Source organism: Streptomyces sp. NPDC059696 (genome assembly GCF_042733745.1).
GTDB lineage: Bacteria > Actinomycetota > Actinomycetes > Streptomycetales > Streptomycetaceae > Streptomyces.
This window is the reverse complement of record NZ_JBHWFG010000009.1, coordinates 55,678-72,914: the sequence shown is the minus strand read 5'-3', so window position 1 is coordinate 72,914 and position 17,237 is coordinate 55,678. Positions and strand designations below refer to the sequence as shown.

The 17,237-nt window shown below is 72.1% G+C and carries 17 protein-coding genes; 7 read left to right on the top strand and 10 right to left on the bottom strand.

The genetic code is table 11. From position 1 onward, the window contains the following. Positions 1-22 precede the first annotated feature (22 nt). A complete protein-coding gene (locus tag ACFV20_RS12245) occupies positions 23-1,459 on the top strand; it encodes a S28 family serine protease (RefSeq protein ID WP_385655426.1) in 1,437 nt (478 codons plus the stop codon). Between the two features lie 97 nt (positions 1,460-1,556). After that, positions 1,557-2,102, top strand: coding sequence for a hypothetical protein (locus ACFV20_RS12240; RefSeq protein WP_385655425.1), 546 nt, complete (start codon positions 1,557-1,559; stop codon positions 2,100-2,102). Positions 2,103-2,121: 19 nt separating this feature from the next. Here ACFV20_RS12240 and ACFV20_RS12235 read toward each other — a convergent pair whose 3' ends face one another. The 3 genes from ACFV20_RS12235 to ACFV20_RS12225 form a co-directional block, all read right to left on the bottom strand. Then, entirely contained in the window at positions 2,122-2,787 is a 666-nt protein-coding gene (locus ACFV20_RS12235) for a hypothetical protein (RefSeq protein WP_385655424.1), read from the bottom strand. A gap of 114 nt (positions 2,788-2,901) precedes the next feature. Further along, positions 2,902-4,734, bottom strand: a complete 1,833-nt coding sequence (locus ACFV20_RS12230) for a glycoside hydrolase family 3 N-terminal domain-containing protein (protein ID WP_385655422.1) — start codon at positions 4,732-4,734, stop codon at positions 2,902-2,904. A 332-nt stretch (positions 4,735-5,066) separates the two neighbouring features. Then, positions 5,067-5,984 carry a LysR family transcriptional regulator gene (locus tag ACFV20_RS12225; protein ID WP_385655420.1) on the bottom strand — a complete coding sequence of 306 codons (918 nt, stop codon included), beginning with the start codon at positions 5,982-5,984 and terminating at the stop codon, positions 5,067-5,069. 111 nt (positions 5,985-6,095) lie between these two features. On the opposite strand from ACFV20_RS12225, the gene ACFV20_RS12220 reads away from it, so the two are divergent. Continuing rightward, a complete protein-coding gene (locus ACFV20_RS12220; protein ID WP_385655418.1) occupies positions 6,096-7,013 on the top strand; it encodes an EamA family transporter in 918 nt (305 codons plus the stop codon). On the opposite strand, the gene ACFV20_RS12215 is transcribed toward ACFV20_RS12220, so the two are convergent. From ACFV20_RS12215 to ACFV20_RS12200, 4 genes are all read right to left on the bottom strand, one after another. Then, a complete protein-coding gene (locus ACFV20_RS12215) occupies positions 7,010-8,194 on the bottom strand; it encodes a hypothetical protein (RefSeq protein ID WP_385655416.1) in 1,185 nt (394 codons plus the stop codon). The two genes, ACFV20_RS12220 and ACFV20_RS12215, sit on opposite strands and share 4 nt — an antisense overlap. 172 nt (positions 8,195-8,366) lie before the next feature. Beyond that, a complete protein-coding gene (locus ACFV20_RS12210; RefSeq protein ID WP_385655714.1) occupies positions 8,367-9,164 on the bottom strand; it encodes a sugar phosphate isomerase/epimerase family protein in 798 nt (265 codons plus the stop codon). A 32-nt stretch (positions 9,165-9,196) separates the two neighbouring features. Beyond that, positions 9,197-10,351: a dihydrodipicolinate synthase family protein gene (locus ACFV20_RS12205; RefSeq protein WP_385655415.1), complete on the bottom strand. Its 1,155-nt coding sequence runs from the start codon at positions 10,349-10,351 to the stop codon at positions 9,197-9,199. Beyond that, the gene (locus ACFV20_RS12200) at positions 10,348-11,499 is read right to left on the bottom strand and encodes a Gfo/Idh/MocA family protein (protein ID WP_385655413.1); all 1,152 of its coding nucleotides are present in this window, start codon (positions 11,497-11,499) and stop codon (positions 10,348-10,350) included. Before ACFV20_RS12200 ends, ACFV20_RS12205 begins: the two co-directional genes overlap by 4 nt. 331 nt (positions 11,500-11,830) lie before the next feature. Between ACFV20_RS12200 and ACFV20_RS12195 the strand changes: the two genes are divergently transcribed. Beyond that, a complete protein-coding gene (locus ACFV20_RS12195; RefSeq protein WP_385655411.1) occupies positions 11,831-12,880 on the top strand; it encodes a LacI family DNA-binding transcriptional regulator in 1,050 nt (349 codons plus the stop codon). Positions 12,881-12,989: 109 nt separating this feature from the next. Here the strand turns inward: ACFV20_RS12195 and ACFV20_RS12190 are convergent, their stop codons facing one another. Continuing rightward, positions 12,990-13,562, bottom strand: coding sequence for a dihydrofolate reductase family protein (locus tag ACFV20_RS12190; protein WP_385655409.1), 573 nt, complete (start codon positions 13,560-13,562; stop codon positions 12,990-12,992). A gap of 182 nt (positions 13,563-13,744) precedes the next feature. Between ACFV20_RS12190 and ACFV20_RS12185 the strand changes: the two genes are divergently transcribed. Together ACFV20_RS12185 and ACFV20_RS12180 are read left to right on the top strand one after the other, a co-directional pair. Next, positions 13,745-14,677, top strand: coding sequence for a GNAT family N-acetyltransferase (locus tag ACFV20_RS12185; protein WP_385655407.1), 933 nt, complete (start codon positions 13,745-13,747; stop codon positions 14,675-14,677). 44 nt (positions 14,678-14,721) lie between these two features. Next, positions 14,722-15,525 (top strand): sugar phosphate isomerase/epimerase family protein, encoded by an 804-nt coding sequence (locus ACFV20_RS12180; RefSeq protein ID WP_385655405.1) that lies wholly within the window; start codon positions 14,722-14,724, stop codon positions 15,523-15,525. Positions 15,526-15,576: 51 nt separating this feature from the next. On the opposite strand, the gene ACFV20_RS12175 is transcribed toward ACFV20_RS12180, so the two are convergent. Continuing rightward, positions 15,577-15,777 carry a DUF397 domain-containing protein gene (locus ACFV20_RS12175; RefSeq protein ID WP_385655403.1) on the bottom strand — a complete coding sequence of 67 codons (201 nt, stop codon included), beginning with the start codon at positions 15,775-15,777 and terminating at the stop codon, positions 15,577-15,579. Beyond that, positions 15,764-16,588, bottom strand: a complete 825-nt coding sequence (locus ACFV20_RS12170) for a Scr1 family TA system antitoxin-like transcriptional regulator (RefSeq protein WP_385655401.1) — start codon at positions 16,586-16,588, stop codon at positions 15,764-15,766. Before ACFV20_RS12170 ends, ACFV20_RS12175 begins: the two co-directional genes overlap by 14 nt. Before the next feature lie 370 nt (positions 16,589-16,958). On the opposite strand from ACFV20_RS12170, the gene ACFV20_RS12165 reads away from it, so the two are divergent. Continuing rightward, complete coding sequence (locus ACFV20_RS12165) at positions 16,959-17,225, top strand: hypothetical protein (RefSeq protein WP_385655400.1); 267 nt, start codon at positions 16,959-16,961, stop codon at positions 17,223-17,225. Positions 17,226-17,237 lie beyond the last annotated feature (12 nt).

The following is a 17,237-nucleotide window of genomic DNA, read 5'->3' as shown; positions in this document are numbered from 1 at the left end:
TCTGTCTCACAGGGGAGTGCGCATGCGCAAGGCGCTCAGATGGCTGCTGGCGCTCACGGTGCTCATAGGCACACTGGGCACGGCGGGAGCGGCCACCGCCGCCGACGCCGCCGGCACCGATGGCACCACCGACATCAAGGAGAGGCTGCTGTCCATACCGGGCATGAGCCTGGTCGAGGAGAAGCCCTACACCGGCTACCGCTTCTTCGTCCTGAACTACACGCAGCCGGTCGACCACCACAAGCCCTCCAAGGGCACGTTCCAGCAGCGCATCACCGTGCTGCACAAGGACGTCTCGCGCCCGACGGTGTTCTTCACCAGCGGCTACAACGTCTCCACCACGCCCCGCCGCAGCGAGCCCACCCAGATCGTGGACGGCAACCAGGTCTCCCTGGAGTACCGCTTCTTCACCCCGTCCCGGCCCGCCCCGGCCGACTGGTCCAAGCTGGACATCTGGCAGGCGGCCAGCGACCAGCACCGCGTCTTCAAGGCCCTCAAGGGCATCTACTCGAAGAACTGGATCTCCACCGGCGGCTCCAAGGGCGGCATGACCGCCACCTACTACGAGCGCTTCTACCCGCGGGACATGGACGGCGTCGTCGCCTACGTCGCCCCCAACGACGTGGTGAACAAGGAGGACTCCGCCTACGACCGCTTCTTCGCCCGCGTCGGCACCAAGGAGTGCCGCGACCGGCTGAACGCCGTGCAGCGCGAGGCGCTGGTGCGCCGCGAGCCGCTGGAGAAGAAGTACGCCGCCTACGCCGAGGAGAACGGCCTCACGTTCACCACCATCGGCAGCCTGGACAAGGCCTACGAGGCGACCGTCCTGGACTACGTGTGGGGCTTCTGGCAGTACAGCCTGCTGGCCGACTGCGACCAGATCCCGGCCGACGCCAAGAACGCCACCGACGACGCGATCTGGGACTCCGTCGACACGATCTCCGGCTTCTCCGCCTACGCCGACCAGGGCCTGACGACCTACACGCCGTACTACTACCAGGCCGGCACCCAGCTCGGCGCGCCGACCATCCACTTCCCGCACGTGGAGAAGCGGTACATCCGCTACGGCTACCAGCCGCCCCGGAACTTCGTCCCGCGTGACATCCCGATGAGGTTCCAGCCGCACGCGATGCGCGACGTGGACACCTGGGTCCGGCACAACGCCCGCCACATGCTGTTCGTCTACGGCCAGAACGACCCGTGGGGCGCGGAGCCGTTCCGCGTCGGCAAGGGCGCGAAGGACTCCTACGTCTTCACCGCCCCCGGCATGAACCACGGCGCCAACGTCGCGGGCCTCGTTCCCGAGCAGAAGGCCCTCGCCACCGCCCGCATCCTCGACTGGGCCGGCGTCGCCCCCGGCGCGGTGCAGGCCGACCCGCAGGCGGCCAGGCCGCTGGCGAAGTTCGACGCCAAGCTCGACAAGCGGGACGTGCAGCGCGAGATGACGCTGCGTCCGTAACCGCCCGCCGGCACGCACACCACCGCCCCCCGGTCCCGGACCGGGGGGCGGTTCGCACGGTCCTGCGCTCGCGGCGAATGCTCCGTACGGTGACCGGATGGACAGTTCCGTCGTCTTCAACATCGTGACCACGGCCATCGCCGTCGTCGCCGTGGTGACCTCCATCGTCTTCAGCGCGCGGCAGGCCCGCACCGCGCAGCACGCCAACCACATAGCCGTGCTGGTCGACCTGCTCAGGGAGTTCCGGTCGGCGGAGTTCCACGAGCAGCACGACTACGTGTGCACCCACCTGGCAGCCGAGCACGACCCGGAGAACGGGGTGCGCGGGTTACCCGCCGAGGCCAAGGCGGCCTTCTGCAGCGTCGTGTACTACTACCAGTCGTTCGCCAACCTCGCCGTCTTCGGCCTGCTCGACCGGACCCTGCTGGTCACGGTTCTGCGCACCCGGATCGTCTCCGTCTGGAAGGCCGTGCGGCCGTTCGTGGAGCGGGAGCGGGCGCTGCGCGGCGAGGGCAGCGACGGGACCTATCTGTCGACCTTCGAGGAACTGGCCCGACTGGCGGCGCAGTTGCCTCCCGAGCACGTCCGCGACCAGATGGCCGAGGCCCGGCGCCGGATGTCGCGCAGAGGGCTGCTGCGCTGAAGCGGACAGCGGCTGCCCGTCACACCGGCCGGGCACACCCCACGGGCCGCTTTCCGCCCAGGCGGACGTACAGGGCGGTCGAGCCGGGGCAGTCGGCCCGGGCGGCGACCGCCCGGACCACCTCGTACTGCGGACGCCGTTCGCCCGTGCCGTCACAGGCCGTCTCGCGGACCTTCCCGTCGCCGGAGTCGTAGACGCAGTCGCCGACGATCGTGCGGGGCCCGCCCCCGCCGCCCGGGTCGCCGGGGTGCGGCGGCTGGAGATTGCGCATGCAGGCGTAGCCCCGCGGGACCACCCCGTCGCCGTCCTCGTCGGCCGCGGGCCGCTGCTCGCTGATGTGCAGCACGAAGTCGGTGGCCGGCGGGCAGCGCGGTCCGTCCCGCACCGTGCCGTCGTGCCGCGCCGCGACCCGGGCCGCCGCCCGCTCACCGGCGCACGGCACCTCGGTGAAGGTCGTCGTGCCGAAGGAGGAGCACTCGCCGACCGCGAGGAACACCGCCCCGTACCCCGCGGGCCGGGTCGGCGCCGGGAACACGGTGGTGGTCCGCCCCCTCGCGCCCGTCACCGGTTCGCCCAGCAGGCCGTCCGGCTGGGCGCCTTGCGACGGACTCTGGCAGCCGGTCAGCAGCACGCCGAGCAGGACCAGGATCCCGCGGACCACCCCCGCGCCACTTCGTTCACGCATCGCCGTTCCCCCCGAGTGTGCTCGCCCAGCGTGACCCGCCGTAGCGGGCGCACGCCAGACACCTGGGGCGGTTTGCGCACATCGGGGAGGATGCGCACGGTCCGTGGCGTACGTCTAGTACGACAGTCCGTAGCCGATGGGGTACAGCACCTGCTCCGGATCATCCGCTCGCTGTACGGCCACCGGCAGCTCCCCGCGGGGCTTCACGCGTCCGGCGATCACCCGTGCGGCGGCCCGCAGTTCGACGTCGGTCCACGAGTAGGTGGCCAGGCAGGCGGAGGCGGACGGCAACTGGGCCACGTCGTACGGGTTGCGGATCGCCACCGCCACCACCGGCCGCCCGGTCGCCACGAGCTGCTCCACCAGCGTCCGCTGGCCGCTGCTCGCGGTGACGTTGTAGGTGGCCGCCACCACCGCGTCCGCCTCCCGCGCCGCCGCGACCGCCCGGGCGACCGTCGCGGCCGAGGGGGCCGTGCCGGTCGACAGGGCCGTGGCCGTGAAACCCAGCTCCGTCAGCGCACCGGCCAGCACGCCCGTGGGCGGACCCGTGGTGCCCGACGGCGAGGCCGGATCGGCGCCCACCACCAGCACCCTGCGGTGCCGTCGCCGGGACAGGGGCAGCAGCCGTCCCTCGTTGACCAGCAGCGTGGTCGTGCGCTCGGCGATCCGGTCGGCCGCCGCCCGGTGCGCCCGGGTCCCGACGGTCCGGTCCACCCCGCTGTGACGGACATACGGCGAACGGAACAGCCCCAGCTTTGACTTCAGCCGCAGCACCCGCAGGATCGATGCGTCGAGCCGGGCCTCGGTGAGCTCGCCCTCGCGCACCGCCGTCAGGACGGCGTTCCAGGCGAGGTCCAGGTCGGGCGGGTTGAGCAGCTGGTCCACGCCGGCCTTCAGCGCCAGCACCGGCACCCGGGCGTCGCCGTACTTGGTCCGTACGCCCTCCATGCCGAGGGAGTCGGTGACCACGACCCCGTCGTAGCCGAGGCGTTCGCGCAGGATGCCGGTGAGGATCGGGCGGGAGAGGGTGGCCGGGTCGCCGGAGTCGTCGAGGGCCGGGACCATCAGGTGGGCGGTCATGATCGAGTCGATGCCCGCGGCGATGGCCGCCCGGAACGGCGGCGCGTCCAGCCTCTCCCACAGCTCCCGGCTGTGCGTGATGGTGGGGAAGCCGGTGTGGCTGTCGACGTTGGTGTCGCCGTGCCCGGGGAAGTGCTTGGCGGTCGCGGCCACCCCGGACCCCTGGTACCCGGCGACCTCGGCGGCCACCAGCGCGGACACCGCCCGCGGGTCGGCGCCGAAGGAGCGGACGCCGATGACCGGGTTGGCCGGGTTGACATTCACGTCGGCGACCGGGGAGTAGTTCTGCCGGATGCCCATGGCCCGCAGTTCCGCGCCCGCGATCCGGCCGAGGGTGCGTGCGTCGGACCGCGACCCGCCCGCGCCGACGGCCATGGCTCCCGGGAACAGGGTGGCGGGTTCGCCCACCCGGGCGACGATGCCGTGCTCCTGGTCGGTGGAGATGAGCACCGGCAGCCCGCGCGGCAGGTCCAGGGAGGCCTTCTGGATGCCGTTGGACAGGTCGGCGATCTGGTGGGGCTCGCGGGTGTTGTGCGCCCAGGCGAAGTAGATGATGCCGCCGACCCGGTACTTCGCGACCAGCTCGGCGGCCGTACGGACCCCGATCTCCTTGAGGTTGGCGTCGATGTCGGCCTGGTCGGGGGCGGTGGCGGAGTGGCCGTAGACCCGCATCACGAAGAGCTGGCCGACCTTCTCCTCAAGGGTCATGCGGGAGATGAGGGCGCGCAGCCGGCCGTCGTCCGGGGCGGCGGCGTGCGCGGGCCCGGCGGCCGTGAGCGCGGCGGTGACGCCGGCCGTGGCGGCGAGGACGGTGCGTCTGGACGGTCGTGCGGTGTTTCCCGTGCTTCCCGTGCCGGTGTCGTGCACGTGCGCTCCTTCCGGAGGTGATCCGCTCGGATCCACTGAAGGAAACTTCCAAGAGGTCACGAATATCCGGGAAGTTTCTGCCAGTCAAGGGAACGCGCAGCAACGCGAAGGGGCCGCCACCGGCGCGGTTGGAGGGGGACGCGCCGATGGCGGCGGGTGCCGCCGGCCGCGGTACGGCGGAGAGGGTGGTCAGCGATCGCAGCCAGTGGCGAGGGCCGACACCGCACCGTGGTGACTCTCCGGTGGCCGGCGATGGGACGGGGGCGGTCCGCTCCGGGTTCCCGACTCGCCCCGGATTCACGGCAATCCGGTACGCGGGAGGAACCAGGGGCTCAACGAGGCGGATGAGCCGCCACGTCCGGCCACCTCTCGCCGAGCACCCGTACGCACTCCGCGATGGCCGGGCGCCGGGCCGCGCCCGTCCGCCACAGCGCGTACAGCCGCCGTACCGGCATCGGATCGAGCGGCACCTCCACCACCCCGGCCGGCAGCGGCCCCCGCCCGAGCCGGGGGATGAGCGCGACCCCGAGCCCGGCCGCGACCAGGGCCACGAGCGTGGGATTCTCGTCGGCCTGGTGGACGATGTCCGGCTCGTGCCCGGCCGCGCGCAGCGTGCGCAGCAGCCAGTCGTGGCAGACCCGCCCCGGCGGCTGGCAGATCCACCGCTCGCCGCCCAGCTCCTCACGCCGTACGGCGGTCCGCCCGGCGAAGGGGTGCCCCTCGGGGACGAGCAGGTCGCACAGGTCGTCGCCGATGACCGCCTGCTCCAGGCCCGGCGGGGCGGGCAGCGGGGCGACGTCCCAGTCGTGGGCGACGGCGAGGTCGACGGCGCCCTTCGCCACCAGGTCGACGGACAGGTGCGGGTCGACCTCCGAGAGCCTCGCGTCCAGGGCGGGATGCCGGCGGCCGAGCTCCGCCAGCACACCCGGCATCAGCCCGCGCGCCGCCGAGGCGAACGCGGCGACGGTCAGCCGCCCCGAAGGCCGGCCCCGCCGCTCCTCCAGCTCGGTCTCGGCACGCTCCACGATGGCCAGCAACTCCTGTGCGGCCACCACCAGCCGGCGGGCCTCGTCGGTGAGCCGGACGCCCCGGCCCTCCCGCTCCAGCAGGACCGTCCGGGTCTCCCGCTCCAGCTTGGCGATCTGCTGGGACACCGCGGAGGGCGTGTACCCGAGCGCCAGCGCGGCGGCGCCGACGGTGCCGTGCACGGAGACGGCGTGCAGGGCGCGCAGCCGCTGGAGGTCGAGCACGAGGCTGCCCCTTTTCTGTTTCCGCCTGGTGATTCTGCTGAGCGTTGCTTCATCCCACCATGCAGTAATCATCGCTGGTGCTTCACGGTCGTCGGAGGTGATGCTCACCGCATGCGCCCGACACACTCCGCTCTCGCCGTTCTCGTCGCCGCCGTCTGGGGCGTCAACTTCACGGTCATCGAGATCGGCCTGGACCACTTCCCGCCCCTGCTCTTCTCCGCTCTGCGCTTCCTCGCGGCGGCGCTCCCCGCCGTGTTCCTCGTGGGACGCCCGAAGGTGGCGTGGAAGTGGATCGTGGCGGTCGGACTGGTCCTCGGCGTGGCGAAGTTCGGCCTGCTCTTCGTCGGCATGGACGCGGGCATGCCGGCGGGACTGTCCTCCCTGGTCCTGCAGATACAGGCGGTGTTCACCGCGGCGATCGCCGCCCTGACCCTGGGCGAACGGCCCTCCCGCGTCCGTCTGCTGGGCATGCTGATCGCCCTGGCCGGCATCGTCGTGGCGGCGGTCGACGAGGGCGCCTCCGGCCCGCTCGGCGCGTTCGCCCTGGTGGTCGGGGCGGCGGCGTGCTGGGGCGCGTCGAACGTCCTCACCCGCAAGGCCGCTCCCCCCGACGCGCTGAACTTCATGGTGTGGGTCAGCACGGTCCCGGTCCTGCCCCTGCTGGCCCTTTCCCTCCTCACGGAGGGGCCCACCCGCGACCTGGCGACCCTGCGCGGCCTGGACTGGCAGGGCGGGGGCACCGTCCTCTACGTCGCCTGGGTCACCACGGTCTTCGGCTTCGGCGCGTGGGGCTACCTCCTGCGCCACCACCCGGCCTCCACGGTCGCCCCGTTCTCCCTCCTGGTCCCGGTGTTCGGCATGTCCTCGGCGTGGCTGTTCCTCAACGAGCCGATGAGCCCGCTGCGGTGGTGCGCGGCGGCCCTGCTGGTGGGCGGGGTGGGTCTGGCGTCCGTGCCCCGGTCGTCCCGCGGGCCCGGCCGGCTGCCGCCCGCAGACGACGCCCGGCGCGCCCTTCCGGCCACCGGTTAGGACGCCTCGACCAGCATCCCCGGCGGGCTGATGTGGAACGTGCGGGCGCGCACGCCGAAGCCCGTGTCGCCGTCCAGGTGACTGTCGTCGTCCCAGGTGATCAGGGCGCTCTCCGGGCCGTCGCCGAAGGCCGTCGCGGTGCAGGTGTGGGACCGGTTACCGGGGGCGGCCGAGCTCACCCGCACCGGGTCGCCGAGGGAACCCTGGCTCTCCGAGCAGACCTTGGCCATCACCGTCGGCACCGTGTCGTGGGTGTCCGCGCTCTCCTCGACCCACGCCATCAGGAAGCGCCCGCCCGGCAGCCGGGACAGGGACGGATGGCTCCGGGTGACGCCCCTGGGGTGGCCGGCCGTGATGTCGAAGGTCTCCGTGCCGTCCGGCTGGAAGATGCTCGCCGCGATCGTCGTCTGCGGTTTGCCCAGGTCGCTGGGCTGGATGTGCTCGATGTGCGCGGCGACGAAACGCCCGCTGTCGAGCAGGGTGATCGCGTTGACGCCGGTGAAGCCGCCGACGTTCGGCTGGATCTCCCCGCCCAGCGGATTGCCCTCGAAGTCGAAGAACCGCAGGGTGAGCCGGCCACCGCCGATCGACGAGGGATCCGTCGACCACGCGACGACCACGTTGCCGTTGGTGAGGATCGAGGCGGCGGGCTTCTCGTGGAAGCCCTCGGTGGTGCTGACCGTGAACTCCGGCGTCGCCGGGCTGCCGTCCGCGTGGAACCGCCGCGCGCGGATGCGCCGGTCGGGCCGCCGGCTCGCCCAGGTGACCAGCACACCACCGTCGATCATGAACGCCAGGCATGGCCTGACCTGTGGATCCGCGTCGTCCGTGACCAGCGTCTGCGGACCGGACGGGCGGCCCTCGGTGAACCGCTGGAGCTTCACGGAGGGGCTCGGCCCGGGCGGGTTGAACGGGGTCTCCAGCCAGACGGCGAACTGGCCGCTGATCCCGGCGGACAGCACGGACGGCCACAGCGGCCGCACCCCGGGCCCGTCCGCGGGCTGCGTGCTGACCGCGAACTCGTCCCCGAGCTTGTCGCCGTCGTCCCCCAGGAACCGGCCCTTGATGACGAAGTCGCTCTCGTCCGACCACAGCTCCAGGAACTCGGCGCCGAACAGGGCGTCGACGGCGGGCTGGTGCTGGTCGCCGGACTTGGTGGTGTTGACGGGGAAGTCAGCCATGGCTGCTCTTTCGAATGAGGGCGAGGGGAAGTCAGAGCGCTGCGACCGGCCGAGTCCTTGGGAAAAGCGTGTCACGCCCGCGGGGCGGCTGCATCCGGAGCGGCACGGACCGCCCGGACACGCCGCTGCCCCGCCCAGGGCCGGCGGGGCAGCGGTCGGGTGGGGAGCCGGGTCAGCGGGTGTGTTCGGTGAACCTCCGGGCCGTCTCGGCCAGGACCTCCTGGCCGTCCCGGGCCCACAGGACGTCGTTGAACAGCTCCACCTCGATGGCACCGGTGTACCCGGCCGCCTCCACGTGGCCCTGCCACTCCCGCATGTCGATCGACCCGTCGCCGATCTGGCCGCGGCCGGTGAGGACGCCCTGCGGGAGGGGCGTCGTCCAGTCGGCGAGCTGGAAGGTGTGGATGCGCCCGCCCGCACCCGCCCGGGCGATCTGCGCGGGCGCGGTGTCGTCCCACCAGATGTGGTACGTGTCGACCGTGACGCCGACCTGCCGCGCCGGGAAACGTTCGGCGAGGTCCAGGGCCTGGGCCAGGGTCGACACCACGCAGCGGTCCGAGGCGAACATGGGGTGCAGCGGCTCGATCGCCAGGCGGACACCGTGCCGCTCCGCGTACGGGCCGAGGTCCGCCAGGGCGTCCGCGATGCGCTCACGGGCGGCGTGCAGGTCCTTGGAGCCCGCGGGGAGCCCGCCCGAGACCAGGACCAGCGTGTCCGTGCCCAGCGTCGCCGCCTCGTCGATCGCGCGGCGGTTGTCGGCCAGCGCCTCGGCACGCTCCGACGGATCGATCGCCGTGAGGAAGCCGCCCCGGCACAGCGTCGTCACCGTCAGCCCCGCGTCCCGCACCAGCTTGGCCGTGGCCTCCAGGCCGTACTCCTGCACCGGCTCGCGCCAGAGCCCCACGTTGCGCACGCCCAAGCGGGCGCAGCCGTCGGCCAGTTCCGGCAGCGACAGCTGTTTCACCGTCATCTGGTTGATGGAGAAGCGTTCCAGGGATCCGCTCACCGGTTCACCCCGTACACGCTCAGCAGCGTCCTCATCCGTTCCTCCGCGAGCTTCGGGTCGGGGAACAGGCCCAGCCCGTCGGCCAGTTCGTACGCCGTCGCGAAGTGCGGCAGCGAGCGGGCCGACTGCAGACCGCCGACCATCGTGAAGTGCGGCTGGTGGCCCGCGAGCCAGGCCAGGAAGACCACGCCGGTCTTGTAGAAGCGGGTCGGGGCCTGGAAGAGGTGCCGGGAGAGCCCGACCGTGGGGTCCAGCAGGGCACGGAAGCCCCGCGCGTCACCCGTGTCCAGGACCCGGACCGCCTCGGCGGCCAGCGGGCCCAGCGGGTCGAAGATGCCGAGCAGCGCATGGCTGAAGCCCTGCTCGTCGCCCGCGATCAGCTCCGGGTAGTGGAAGTCGTCGCCCGTGTAGCAGCGCACGCCCTTCGGGAGCCGGCGGCGGATGTCGATCTCGCGCCGGGCGTCCAGCAGGGAGACCTTGATGCCGTCGACCTTGTCCGGGTGGGCGGCGATCACCTCCAGGAAGGTGTCCGTGGCCGCGTCCAGGTCGGACGAGCCCCAGTAGCCCTCGAGAGCCGGGTCGAACATCGGGCCCAGCCAGTGCAGGATCACCGGCTCGGCGGCCTGGCGCAGCAGGTGGCCGTAGACCTCCAGGTAGTCCTCGGGGCCGGAGGCCGCCGCCGCGAGCGCCCGGGACGCCATCAGGATGGCCTGTGCGCCGGAGGCCTCCACGAGGGCGAGCTGCTCCTCGTAGGCGGCGCGGACCTCGGCGAGGGTCGCCGGGCCGGTCAGCTGGTCGGTGCCGGCGCCGCAGGCGATCAGACCGCTGACGGCCTTGGCCTCGGCGGCGCTGCGGCGGATCAGCTCGGCCGCGCCCGCCCAGTCCAGGCCCATGCCGCGCTGGGCGGTGTCCATGGCCTCGGCGACGCCCAGCCCGTGCGACCACAGGTGGCGGCGGAAGGCGAGGGTCAGGTCCCAGTCGACCGCGGCGGGCGAGTCGGGGGAGACGTCCGCGAACGGGTCGGCGACGACGTGCGCAGCCGAGAAGACCGTGCGGGAGGCGAGGGGCGTGCCGGGGGGCACGGCCAGGGGCTCGGTGCGGGGCTCGTAGGTCCGCAACGCGCCGTCGGCACCGGGGAGTCGGATCGTCACAGCGAGATCTCCGGGACGTCGAGGCGGCGGCCCTCGGCCGAGGACCTCAGGCCCAGCTCGGCGAGCTGCACTCCGCGGGCACCGGCCAGCAGGTCCCAGTGGTAGGGGGCGTCGGCGTAGACGTGCTTGAGGAACAGCTCCCACTGGGCCTTGAAGCCGTTGTCGAACTCGGTGTTGTCCGGGACCTCCTGCCACTGGTCGCGGAAGACCTCCGTGGCGGGGATGTCCGGGTTCCAGACCGGCTTGGGGGTGGCGCTGCGGTGCTGGACGCGGCAGTTGCGCAGCCCCGCGACGGCGGAGCCCTCGGTGCCGTCCACCTGGAACTCCACCAGCTCGTCACGGTTGACGCGCACGGCCCAGGAGGAGTTGATCTGGGCGATCGCGCCGCCCTCCAGCTCGAAGATGCCGTACGCGGCGTCGTCGGCGGTGGCGTCGTAGGGCTTGCCGTTCTCGTCCCAGCGCTGCGGGATGTGGGTGGTGGCGATGGCCTGGACGGTCTTCACGCGGCCGAACAGCTCGTGCAGCACGTACTCCCAGTGCGGGAACATGTCGACGACGATGCCGCCGCCGTCCTCGGCGCGGTAGTTCCAGGACGGGCGCTGGGCAGCCTGCCAGTCGCCCTCGAAGACCCAGTAGCCGAACTCGCCGCGCACGGACAGGATCCGGCCGAAGAAGCCGCCGTCGATCAGGCGCTTCAGCTTCAGCAGGCCCGGCAGGAACAGCTTGTCCTGGACGACGCCGTGCTTGACGCCGGCCTCGTCGGCCAGCCGGGCGAGCGCCAGGGCGCCGTCGAGGCCGGTGGCGGTCGGCTTCTCGGTGTAGACGTGCTTGCCGGCCGCGATGGCCTTCTTCAGGGCCTCCTCGCGGGCGGAGGTGACCTGCGCGTCGAAGTAGAGGTCGACCGTCTCGTCGGCGAGGACCGCGTCCAGGTCCGTCGAGACGTGCTCCAGCCCGTGCCGCTCGGCCAGGGCCTTCAGCGCGTGCTCCCGGCGGCCGACCAGGATCGGCTCGGGCCACAGCACGGTGCCGTCGCCGAGGTCGAGACCGCCCTGCTCGCGGAGGGCGAGGATGGAGCGGACCAGGTGCTGGCGGTAGCCCATGCGCCCGGTCACGCCGTTCATGGCGATACGCACCGTCTTGCGTGTCACGTCATTCCCTTCGTACGCGGTCGTCGCGCCGCGTACGCCCCACCTTTCACAGGCGGCCCGCTGAGGGGCCCTCGACTGGTGAGCGTTGCAGCAAGCGCTTTCTATACAGGAAGAAGCTAGCCTCTGAACCGCGGTCCGGACAAGACCGTGACCAGGACGAGTTGTTCGAGGGGGCGAACAACACGGGGTCGGGGGCTTAAGGTCTGCTCGGAACCATGGCCAGGGGTTCGCCGGGACAGGGGCGGACGACCTGCTGTTCCGCCCGGAACCATGACCGGTGGTCCAGGTGTGTACGAGGGCGAGACGAGATGCGCGACCGGAGGACGACGAGATGACGGTGACCCTGGCGGACGTGGCGGCCCGCGCCCAGGTCTCACCCGCGACGGTGTCGCGCGTGCTGAACGGGAACTACCCCGTGGCCGCGTCCACCCGCGAGCGGGTGCTGAAGGCCGTGGACGAGCTGGACTACGTGCTCAACGGGCCCGCCAGCGCCCTGGCCGCCGCCACCTCCGACCTGGTCGGGATCCTGGTGAACGACATCGCCGACCCGTTCTTCGGCATCATGGCGAGCGCGATCCAGGCCGAGATCGGCGGGCCCGGCGGCCGTGCGGGCGGGGAGAGGCTGGCGGTGGTCTGCAACACGGGGGGCTCGCCGGAGCGGGAGCTGACGTACCTCACGCTGCTGCAACGGCAGCGGGCCGCGGCCGTGGTGCTGACCGGCGGGGCGATCGAGGACGCGGCACACCAGGCGGCCATGGACGCGAAGGTGCGCAAGCTGACCGAGGCCGGGACCCGGGTCGTGCTGTGCGGACGGCCGCCGGCGCCGGACGCCGGGGCGATCGCGCTGACCTTCGACAACCGTGGCGGCGGGCAGGAGCTGACCGAGCACCTCATCGGGCTCGGGCACCGGCGGCTCGGTTACATCGCGGGCCCCGAGGAGCGGACCACCACGCGCCACCGGCTGGAGGGCCACCGGGCCGCGCTGGCCGCGCACGGCATCGAGGAGGACCCGCGGTGGACGGTGCACGGACGCTACGACCGGCGGTCCGGTTACGAGGCGACACTGGAGCTGATGCGGCGTGATCCGTCCCTGACGGCGGTCGTCGCGGCGAACGACTCCGTCGCCCTGGGCGCGTGCGCCGCGCTGCGGGACTCGGGCCTGCGGATCCCCGAGGACGTGTCGGTGGCGGGCTTCGACGACCTGCCGTTCAGCATCGACGCGGTGCCCTCGCTGACGACGGTACGGCTGCCGCTGGCAGAGGCCGGCGCCCGCGCGGGCCGGATCGCGATGGGACGCGAGGAGGCACCGCCCGGGGGAATCGCCTCGGTGCGGGGGGAGTTGATGGTGCGGGGGTCCTCGGGGGCGCCGCGGGCTTCCTAGGCCCTGGGGGCGTCGCTGTCCCTGCCTTGCCGGGGGCTGCCGCCCCCCGGACCCCCGCCTCGGCCCGCCCTCAGCCCCCGGACGGGCTGGATCGTGGCTGACCGGCGCGTCAGTGGACGACGTCGAAGACGTTCTTCTGGAGCCCGTTGGCGTAGGCCTCGTGCTCGACGAGCCGCAGCTTCTGGGCGTCCTTGTCCGTCGCGCTGAACAGCCGCTTGCCCGCGCCGAGCAGGAGCGGGAAGACGAGCAGGTGGTAGCGGTCGATCAGCCCGGCGTCCGAGAGGGCCTGGTTGAGGGAGGCGCTGCCGTGGACGATGATCGGGCCGCCTTCGGTCTCCTTCAGGGCGGCGACCTCGTCGAGCGAGCGCAGGATCGTCGTCTCGCCCCAGTCGGACACGAGGTTCTCCTCGGCCAGGGTGGTGGAGACGACGTACTTCGGCATCACCTTGTAGTCGGCGAATTCCTCCATGCCGGGCCACACCGCACTGAACGCCTCGTAGCTGGTGCGGCCCATCATCATCGCCGTGGCCTCCTTCTGCTCCCGCCCCTTGATCTCGAACGCCTCGGGGAGGAACTCGGTGTGCTTGAAGGTCCAGCCGGAGTTCCGGTAGCCGGGCTCGCCGCCCGGGGCCTCGACGACACCGTCGAGCGAGATGAAAGCCGTGCTGATCAACGTACGCATCCTGGGTTCCTCTACGTCTCGTGCGTCTCGTGCCGGATTCTCTTCTTCTGACTGCGGACCGCGGAGAAAGTCATCGGCCCCCTCCCGTCCGGATCCTCTCGTGGCCGGCCCCGGATGTCGCGGACGGCTAGGCTCGGCTCCCAGATATCTCTGACTCAGTCAAACATCGGGGGTACGGCGTCATGACCGTCCAGGACATCCGCTCCTTCAACCGCTTCTACACGAACGTCATCGGCGCCCTCGACTACGGCCGCCGGCTCTACGCTCCCTACACCCTCACCGAGTCCCGCGTGCTCTACGAGCTGGCCCACGCGCCCCGTACGGACGCCGCCGACCTGCGGACCCAGCTGCACCTGGACGCCGGGTACCTGACCCGCATCCTGAACAAGTTCGAGGAGGACGGCCTCGTCGCGCGCGGCCCGTCCGAGACGGACCCGCGCCGCCGCCGCATCACGCTCACCGCGTCCGGCCGGGAGGCCGCCGCGCTGCTCGACGAGCGGGCGCGGCAGTCGGTCGGCGCGATGCTGGACACCGTCCGGTCCGAGGACCGGCCCCGGCTGGCGCAGGCCCTGCGGACCGTCCGGACGATCCTGGGCGACAGCCGGGCCCCACGCCCCGAGGATGTCGTGCTGCGCGACCCGGCCCCCGGCGACCTCGGCTGGATCGTGCAGCGCAACGCCGCGCTGTACGCCGCCGAGTACGGCTTCGACGCCGACTACGAGGCGCTCGTGGTGAGGATCGTCGCCGACTACGCCGAGGACCACGACCCGCGCCGGGAGCGGACCTGGATCGCCGAGCTGGACGGCCGCCCGGTCGGGTGCGTGATGTGCGTGGGCGACGACGCGCCCGGCACCGCGCGCCTGCGGCTCTTGCTCGTCGAACCCGACGCCCGCGGCCTCGGCATCGGCGACCGCCTGGTCGGGGCGCTCGTCGACTTCGCGCGCGAGGCCGGCTACCGCGAGGTCGTCCTGTGGACCAACGACATCCTCGGCGCGGCCCGCCGCATCTACCAGCGCCATGGGTTCGTCCTGGTCGCGGAGAATCCGCACCGCGCGTTCGGCCAGGACCTGACCGGCCAGGACTGGCGGCTGGATCTTCACGCAACACAGGAGTGACGGAGGGGAGTCGGAGGCGGGGGTGCCGGGTAGGGTCCGTCCACATGAAGCTGGCGTTCTCCACCCTAGGTGTCCCCGGCCTGCCCCTGCCCGACGTCCTGCGGCTCGCGACCGCCCACGGCTATCACGGCGTGGAGCTGCGCACCCACCCCGAGGAACCGGTCCACACCGGCCTCGGCCCCGCCGAACGGGCTGACGTCGCGGCCGAGTTCAAGGGAGCGGGCGTAGAGCTCCTGAGCCTGGCGGGCTACGCACGGGTCGCCGCGCCGGGCGACGACGAGCCCGTCCTGGCCGAGATCCGCGCCCTCGTCGACCTGGCCCACGACCTGGGAGCCCCGTACGTCCGGGTCTTCCCCGGCGGCGACCTCGACGTCCAGAGCCCGGAGGAGGCCGACGCGACGGCCGCCCGCCGCCTGGGCACGGCCGCCGAACACGCCAACGACCTGGGCGTACGGATCCTCCTCGAAACCCACGACTCGCACCGCACCGCCGCCGACGCGATGCGGATCCTCGGCCTCGTCGGCCACCGCCAGGTCGGCGCCCTCTGGGACGTGATGCACACCTGGCTCGGCGGCGAACAGCCCTCCGAGACCTACGCGGCGCTCTCCCCCCACCTCGGCTACGTCCAGGTCAAGGACATCGCCTCCGTCGAGGACACCACCCCCCTGCCCCTCGGCCAGGGCGTCCTCCCGCTGGCCGAATGCGTCGAGGTCCTCTCCCGCCACAACTGGGACGGCTGGCTGTGCTGGGAGTACGAGAAGCGCTGGTACGAGAACGCGACCCCGCTGCCCGACATCCTCGACGCGGGCCGTGAGCACCTGAGCCGGTTGCTGAACGAGTCGGCGTGAGCCGCCCGGCCGTCGGGAGGTGTGTCTCCCGACGGCCGGAACCGGGCCGCCCTAGCCCTTGATGTGCCCGTCCTTGACGGCGCTGACGAACGCGGTCCAGCCGCTCCGCGAGAAGACCAGGGCGGGGCCATGGGCGGCCTTGCTGTCCCGCACGGGGACGTGGGGGTGGCCGGGGGCGACTTCGAGGCACTCGGCTTGACTGCCGCCGCTGTAGCTGGACTTGACCCACTCGGTCTGCTCACTGCTCATCATGCGCGTGATCCTCCGCTGCCGCCCTGACGAGGGCCAGTGACTCCTGCTGCGACAACGCGTCGCTCAGAGCCAGAGCGTAAGCGGTCTGACAGGCACTCACCAGAGCCGGATCGTCCATCAGACGGCCGGTCTCGAACGCGTCGACGTATGCCATCGGAGCGGAATCCGCAAAGCTCATCAGGGTGAGCAGGCTCTCCATGAGTGGATGCGCGCCGACACGGTAGGGAACGACGTGCAGCCGAACACGTCGCGCTGCGGCCAAGTCCGCGATCTTGTGCAGCTGCTCGGCCATGACCTTCGGGCCGCCCACGGCGCGTCGCAGTACGGCTTCGTCGAGAAGCGTCCAGATCACCGGAGCCGAAGGTCCGTCAAGGATGCGGGCACGCTCTGTTCGAATGACAACTTGCCTGTCAAGTTCCTGCTCTGTGGTGGTGGGGCGGTAAGCCGCGAACACCGCCCGGGCGTAGTCGGGTGTCTGGAGCAGGCCGGGGACCAGCGCGAGCGCGAATTGCTGGATCAGTGTGGCCTGTCGCTCCAGTTCGGCGGCGGCGGCGAAACGGGGATCGTACGTGTTCTCCAGGTCCTCCAACCACCGCGCGAAGAACCCGTCCGTCCCCAGCGCGCGGTCGATCCGCCGCGCGTCATCCGGCTTGGGGAGGCGTCGGCCGGCCTCGAAATGGCTGATCAGCGTGGGCGAGCACACCACCTGCTCGCCCAGTTCCTCCTGGGTGAGACGGGCGGCGGTCCGCCTCAGCCGCATCTCCTCCCCGTACTTCTGACGCGGCGTTCGAAGCATGCGGCGTTCGTCCATCGGCCCACTCCTCTTCTTGACAAGCGCGATGTCAAGCTCCACCCCCTGGCAGCGTAGCGAGCGCCGCCCCACTCTGTGAGTGATCCGCAACAGAACGCAGTCACCGCAGGTGAGAAGGCAGGCAGACAGACGTGGTAGACCTCATCGCCCGGCTCCTGGACCCGTTTCTCCGCTTCCTCTTCCCGCCCCGGGGGAGGCGACGGCGATCGGCGGCACCGCCCCCGCGCCCGTACGCGTGCCCGGCGGTGTGCTGCCGTCCGGACGAGCGTCCGCTCCGGGGCGAGGACAACCGGCTGGTACGCCCCTACGTGAGGGCGGAGGCGGGCGCATGACCGGCGGGGCGGGCGAAGACGCGTCGGTCGGGAGGCTGTTGCCCTGGGCTCGTGCCGACGGCAGGCCCTGCTACCTCGTGGGCGACGGAACCGGCTACGTCTCACGGCTGGCCGACGAGATCGAGGACGTGCAGATCGGCATGGCGGACGCTCTGCTCGGGCACGCCGCCGAACTCCTCGCGGAGCGCCGGGTGACCAGCGCGGAACTGCACTACTTGGCCCGGCGGCTCAGCGAGTCCCTGCGGGACGTCATGAGGATCGCGGAGAGCAGAGGGGCACGGCTCGCCCGTCCGCCCCGGCCATGACGGGGGGCGGGG

What these genes read in the sequence shown, in the direction of transcription:
- ACFV20_RS12190 (WP_385655409.1), bottom strand. Translation starts at nt 13,562, where the DNA reads ATGCGTACGTTGATCAGCACGGCTTTCATCTCGCTCGACGGTGTCGTC.
- ACFV20_RS12175 (WP_385655403.1), bottom strand. Translation starts at nt 15,777, where the DNA reads ATGATGAGCAGTGAGCAGACCGAGTGGGTCAAGTCCAGCTACAGCGGC.
- ACFV20_RS12185 (WP_385655407.1), top strand. Translation starts at nt 13,745, where the DNA reads ATGACCGTCCAGGACATCCGCTCCTTCAACCGCTTCTACACGAACGTC.
- ACFV20_RS12210 (WP_385655714.1), bottom strand. Translation starts at nt 9,164, where the DNA reads ATGACGGTGAAACAGCTGTCGCTGCCGGAACTGGCCGACGGCTGCGCC.
- ACFV20_RS12195 (WP_385655411.1), top strand. Translation starts at nt 11,831, where the DNA reads ATGACGGTGACCCTGGCGGACGTGGCGGCCCGCGCCCAGGTCTCACCC.
- ACFV20_RS12220 (WP_385655418.1), top strand. Translation starts at nt 6,096, where the DNA reads ATGCGCCCGACACACTCCGCTCTCGCCGTTCTCGTCGCCGCCGTCTGG.
- ACFV20_RS12180 (WP_385655405.1), top strand. Translation starts at nt 14,722, where the DNA reads ATGAAGCTGGCGTTCTCCACCCTAGGTGTCCCCGGCCTGCCCCTGCCC.
- ACFV20_RS12245 (WP_385655426.1), top strand. Translation starts at nt 23, where the DNA reads ATGCGCAAGGCGCTCAGATGGCTGCTGGCGCTCACGGTGCTCATAGGC.
- ACFV20_RS12240 (WP_385655425.1), top strand. Translation starts at nt 1,557, where the DNA reads ATGGACAGTTCCGTCGTCTTCAACATCGTGACCACGGCCATCGCCGTC.
- ACFV20_RS12170 (WP_385655401.1), bottom strand. Translation starts at nt 16,588, where the DNA reads ATGGACGAACGCCGCATGCTTCGAACGCCGCGTCAGAAGTACGGGGAG.
- ACFV20_RS12235 (WP_385655424.1), bottom strand. Translation starts at nt 2,787, where the DNA reads ATGCGTGAACGAAGTGGCGCGGGGGTGGTCCGCGGGATCCTGGTCCTG.
- ACFV20_RS12215 (WP_385655416.1), bottom strand. Translation starts at nt 8,194, where the DNA reads ATGGCTGACTTCCCCGTCAACACCACCAAGTCCGGCGACCAGCACCAG.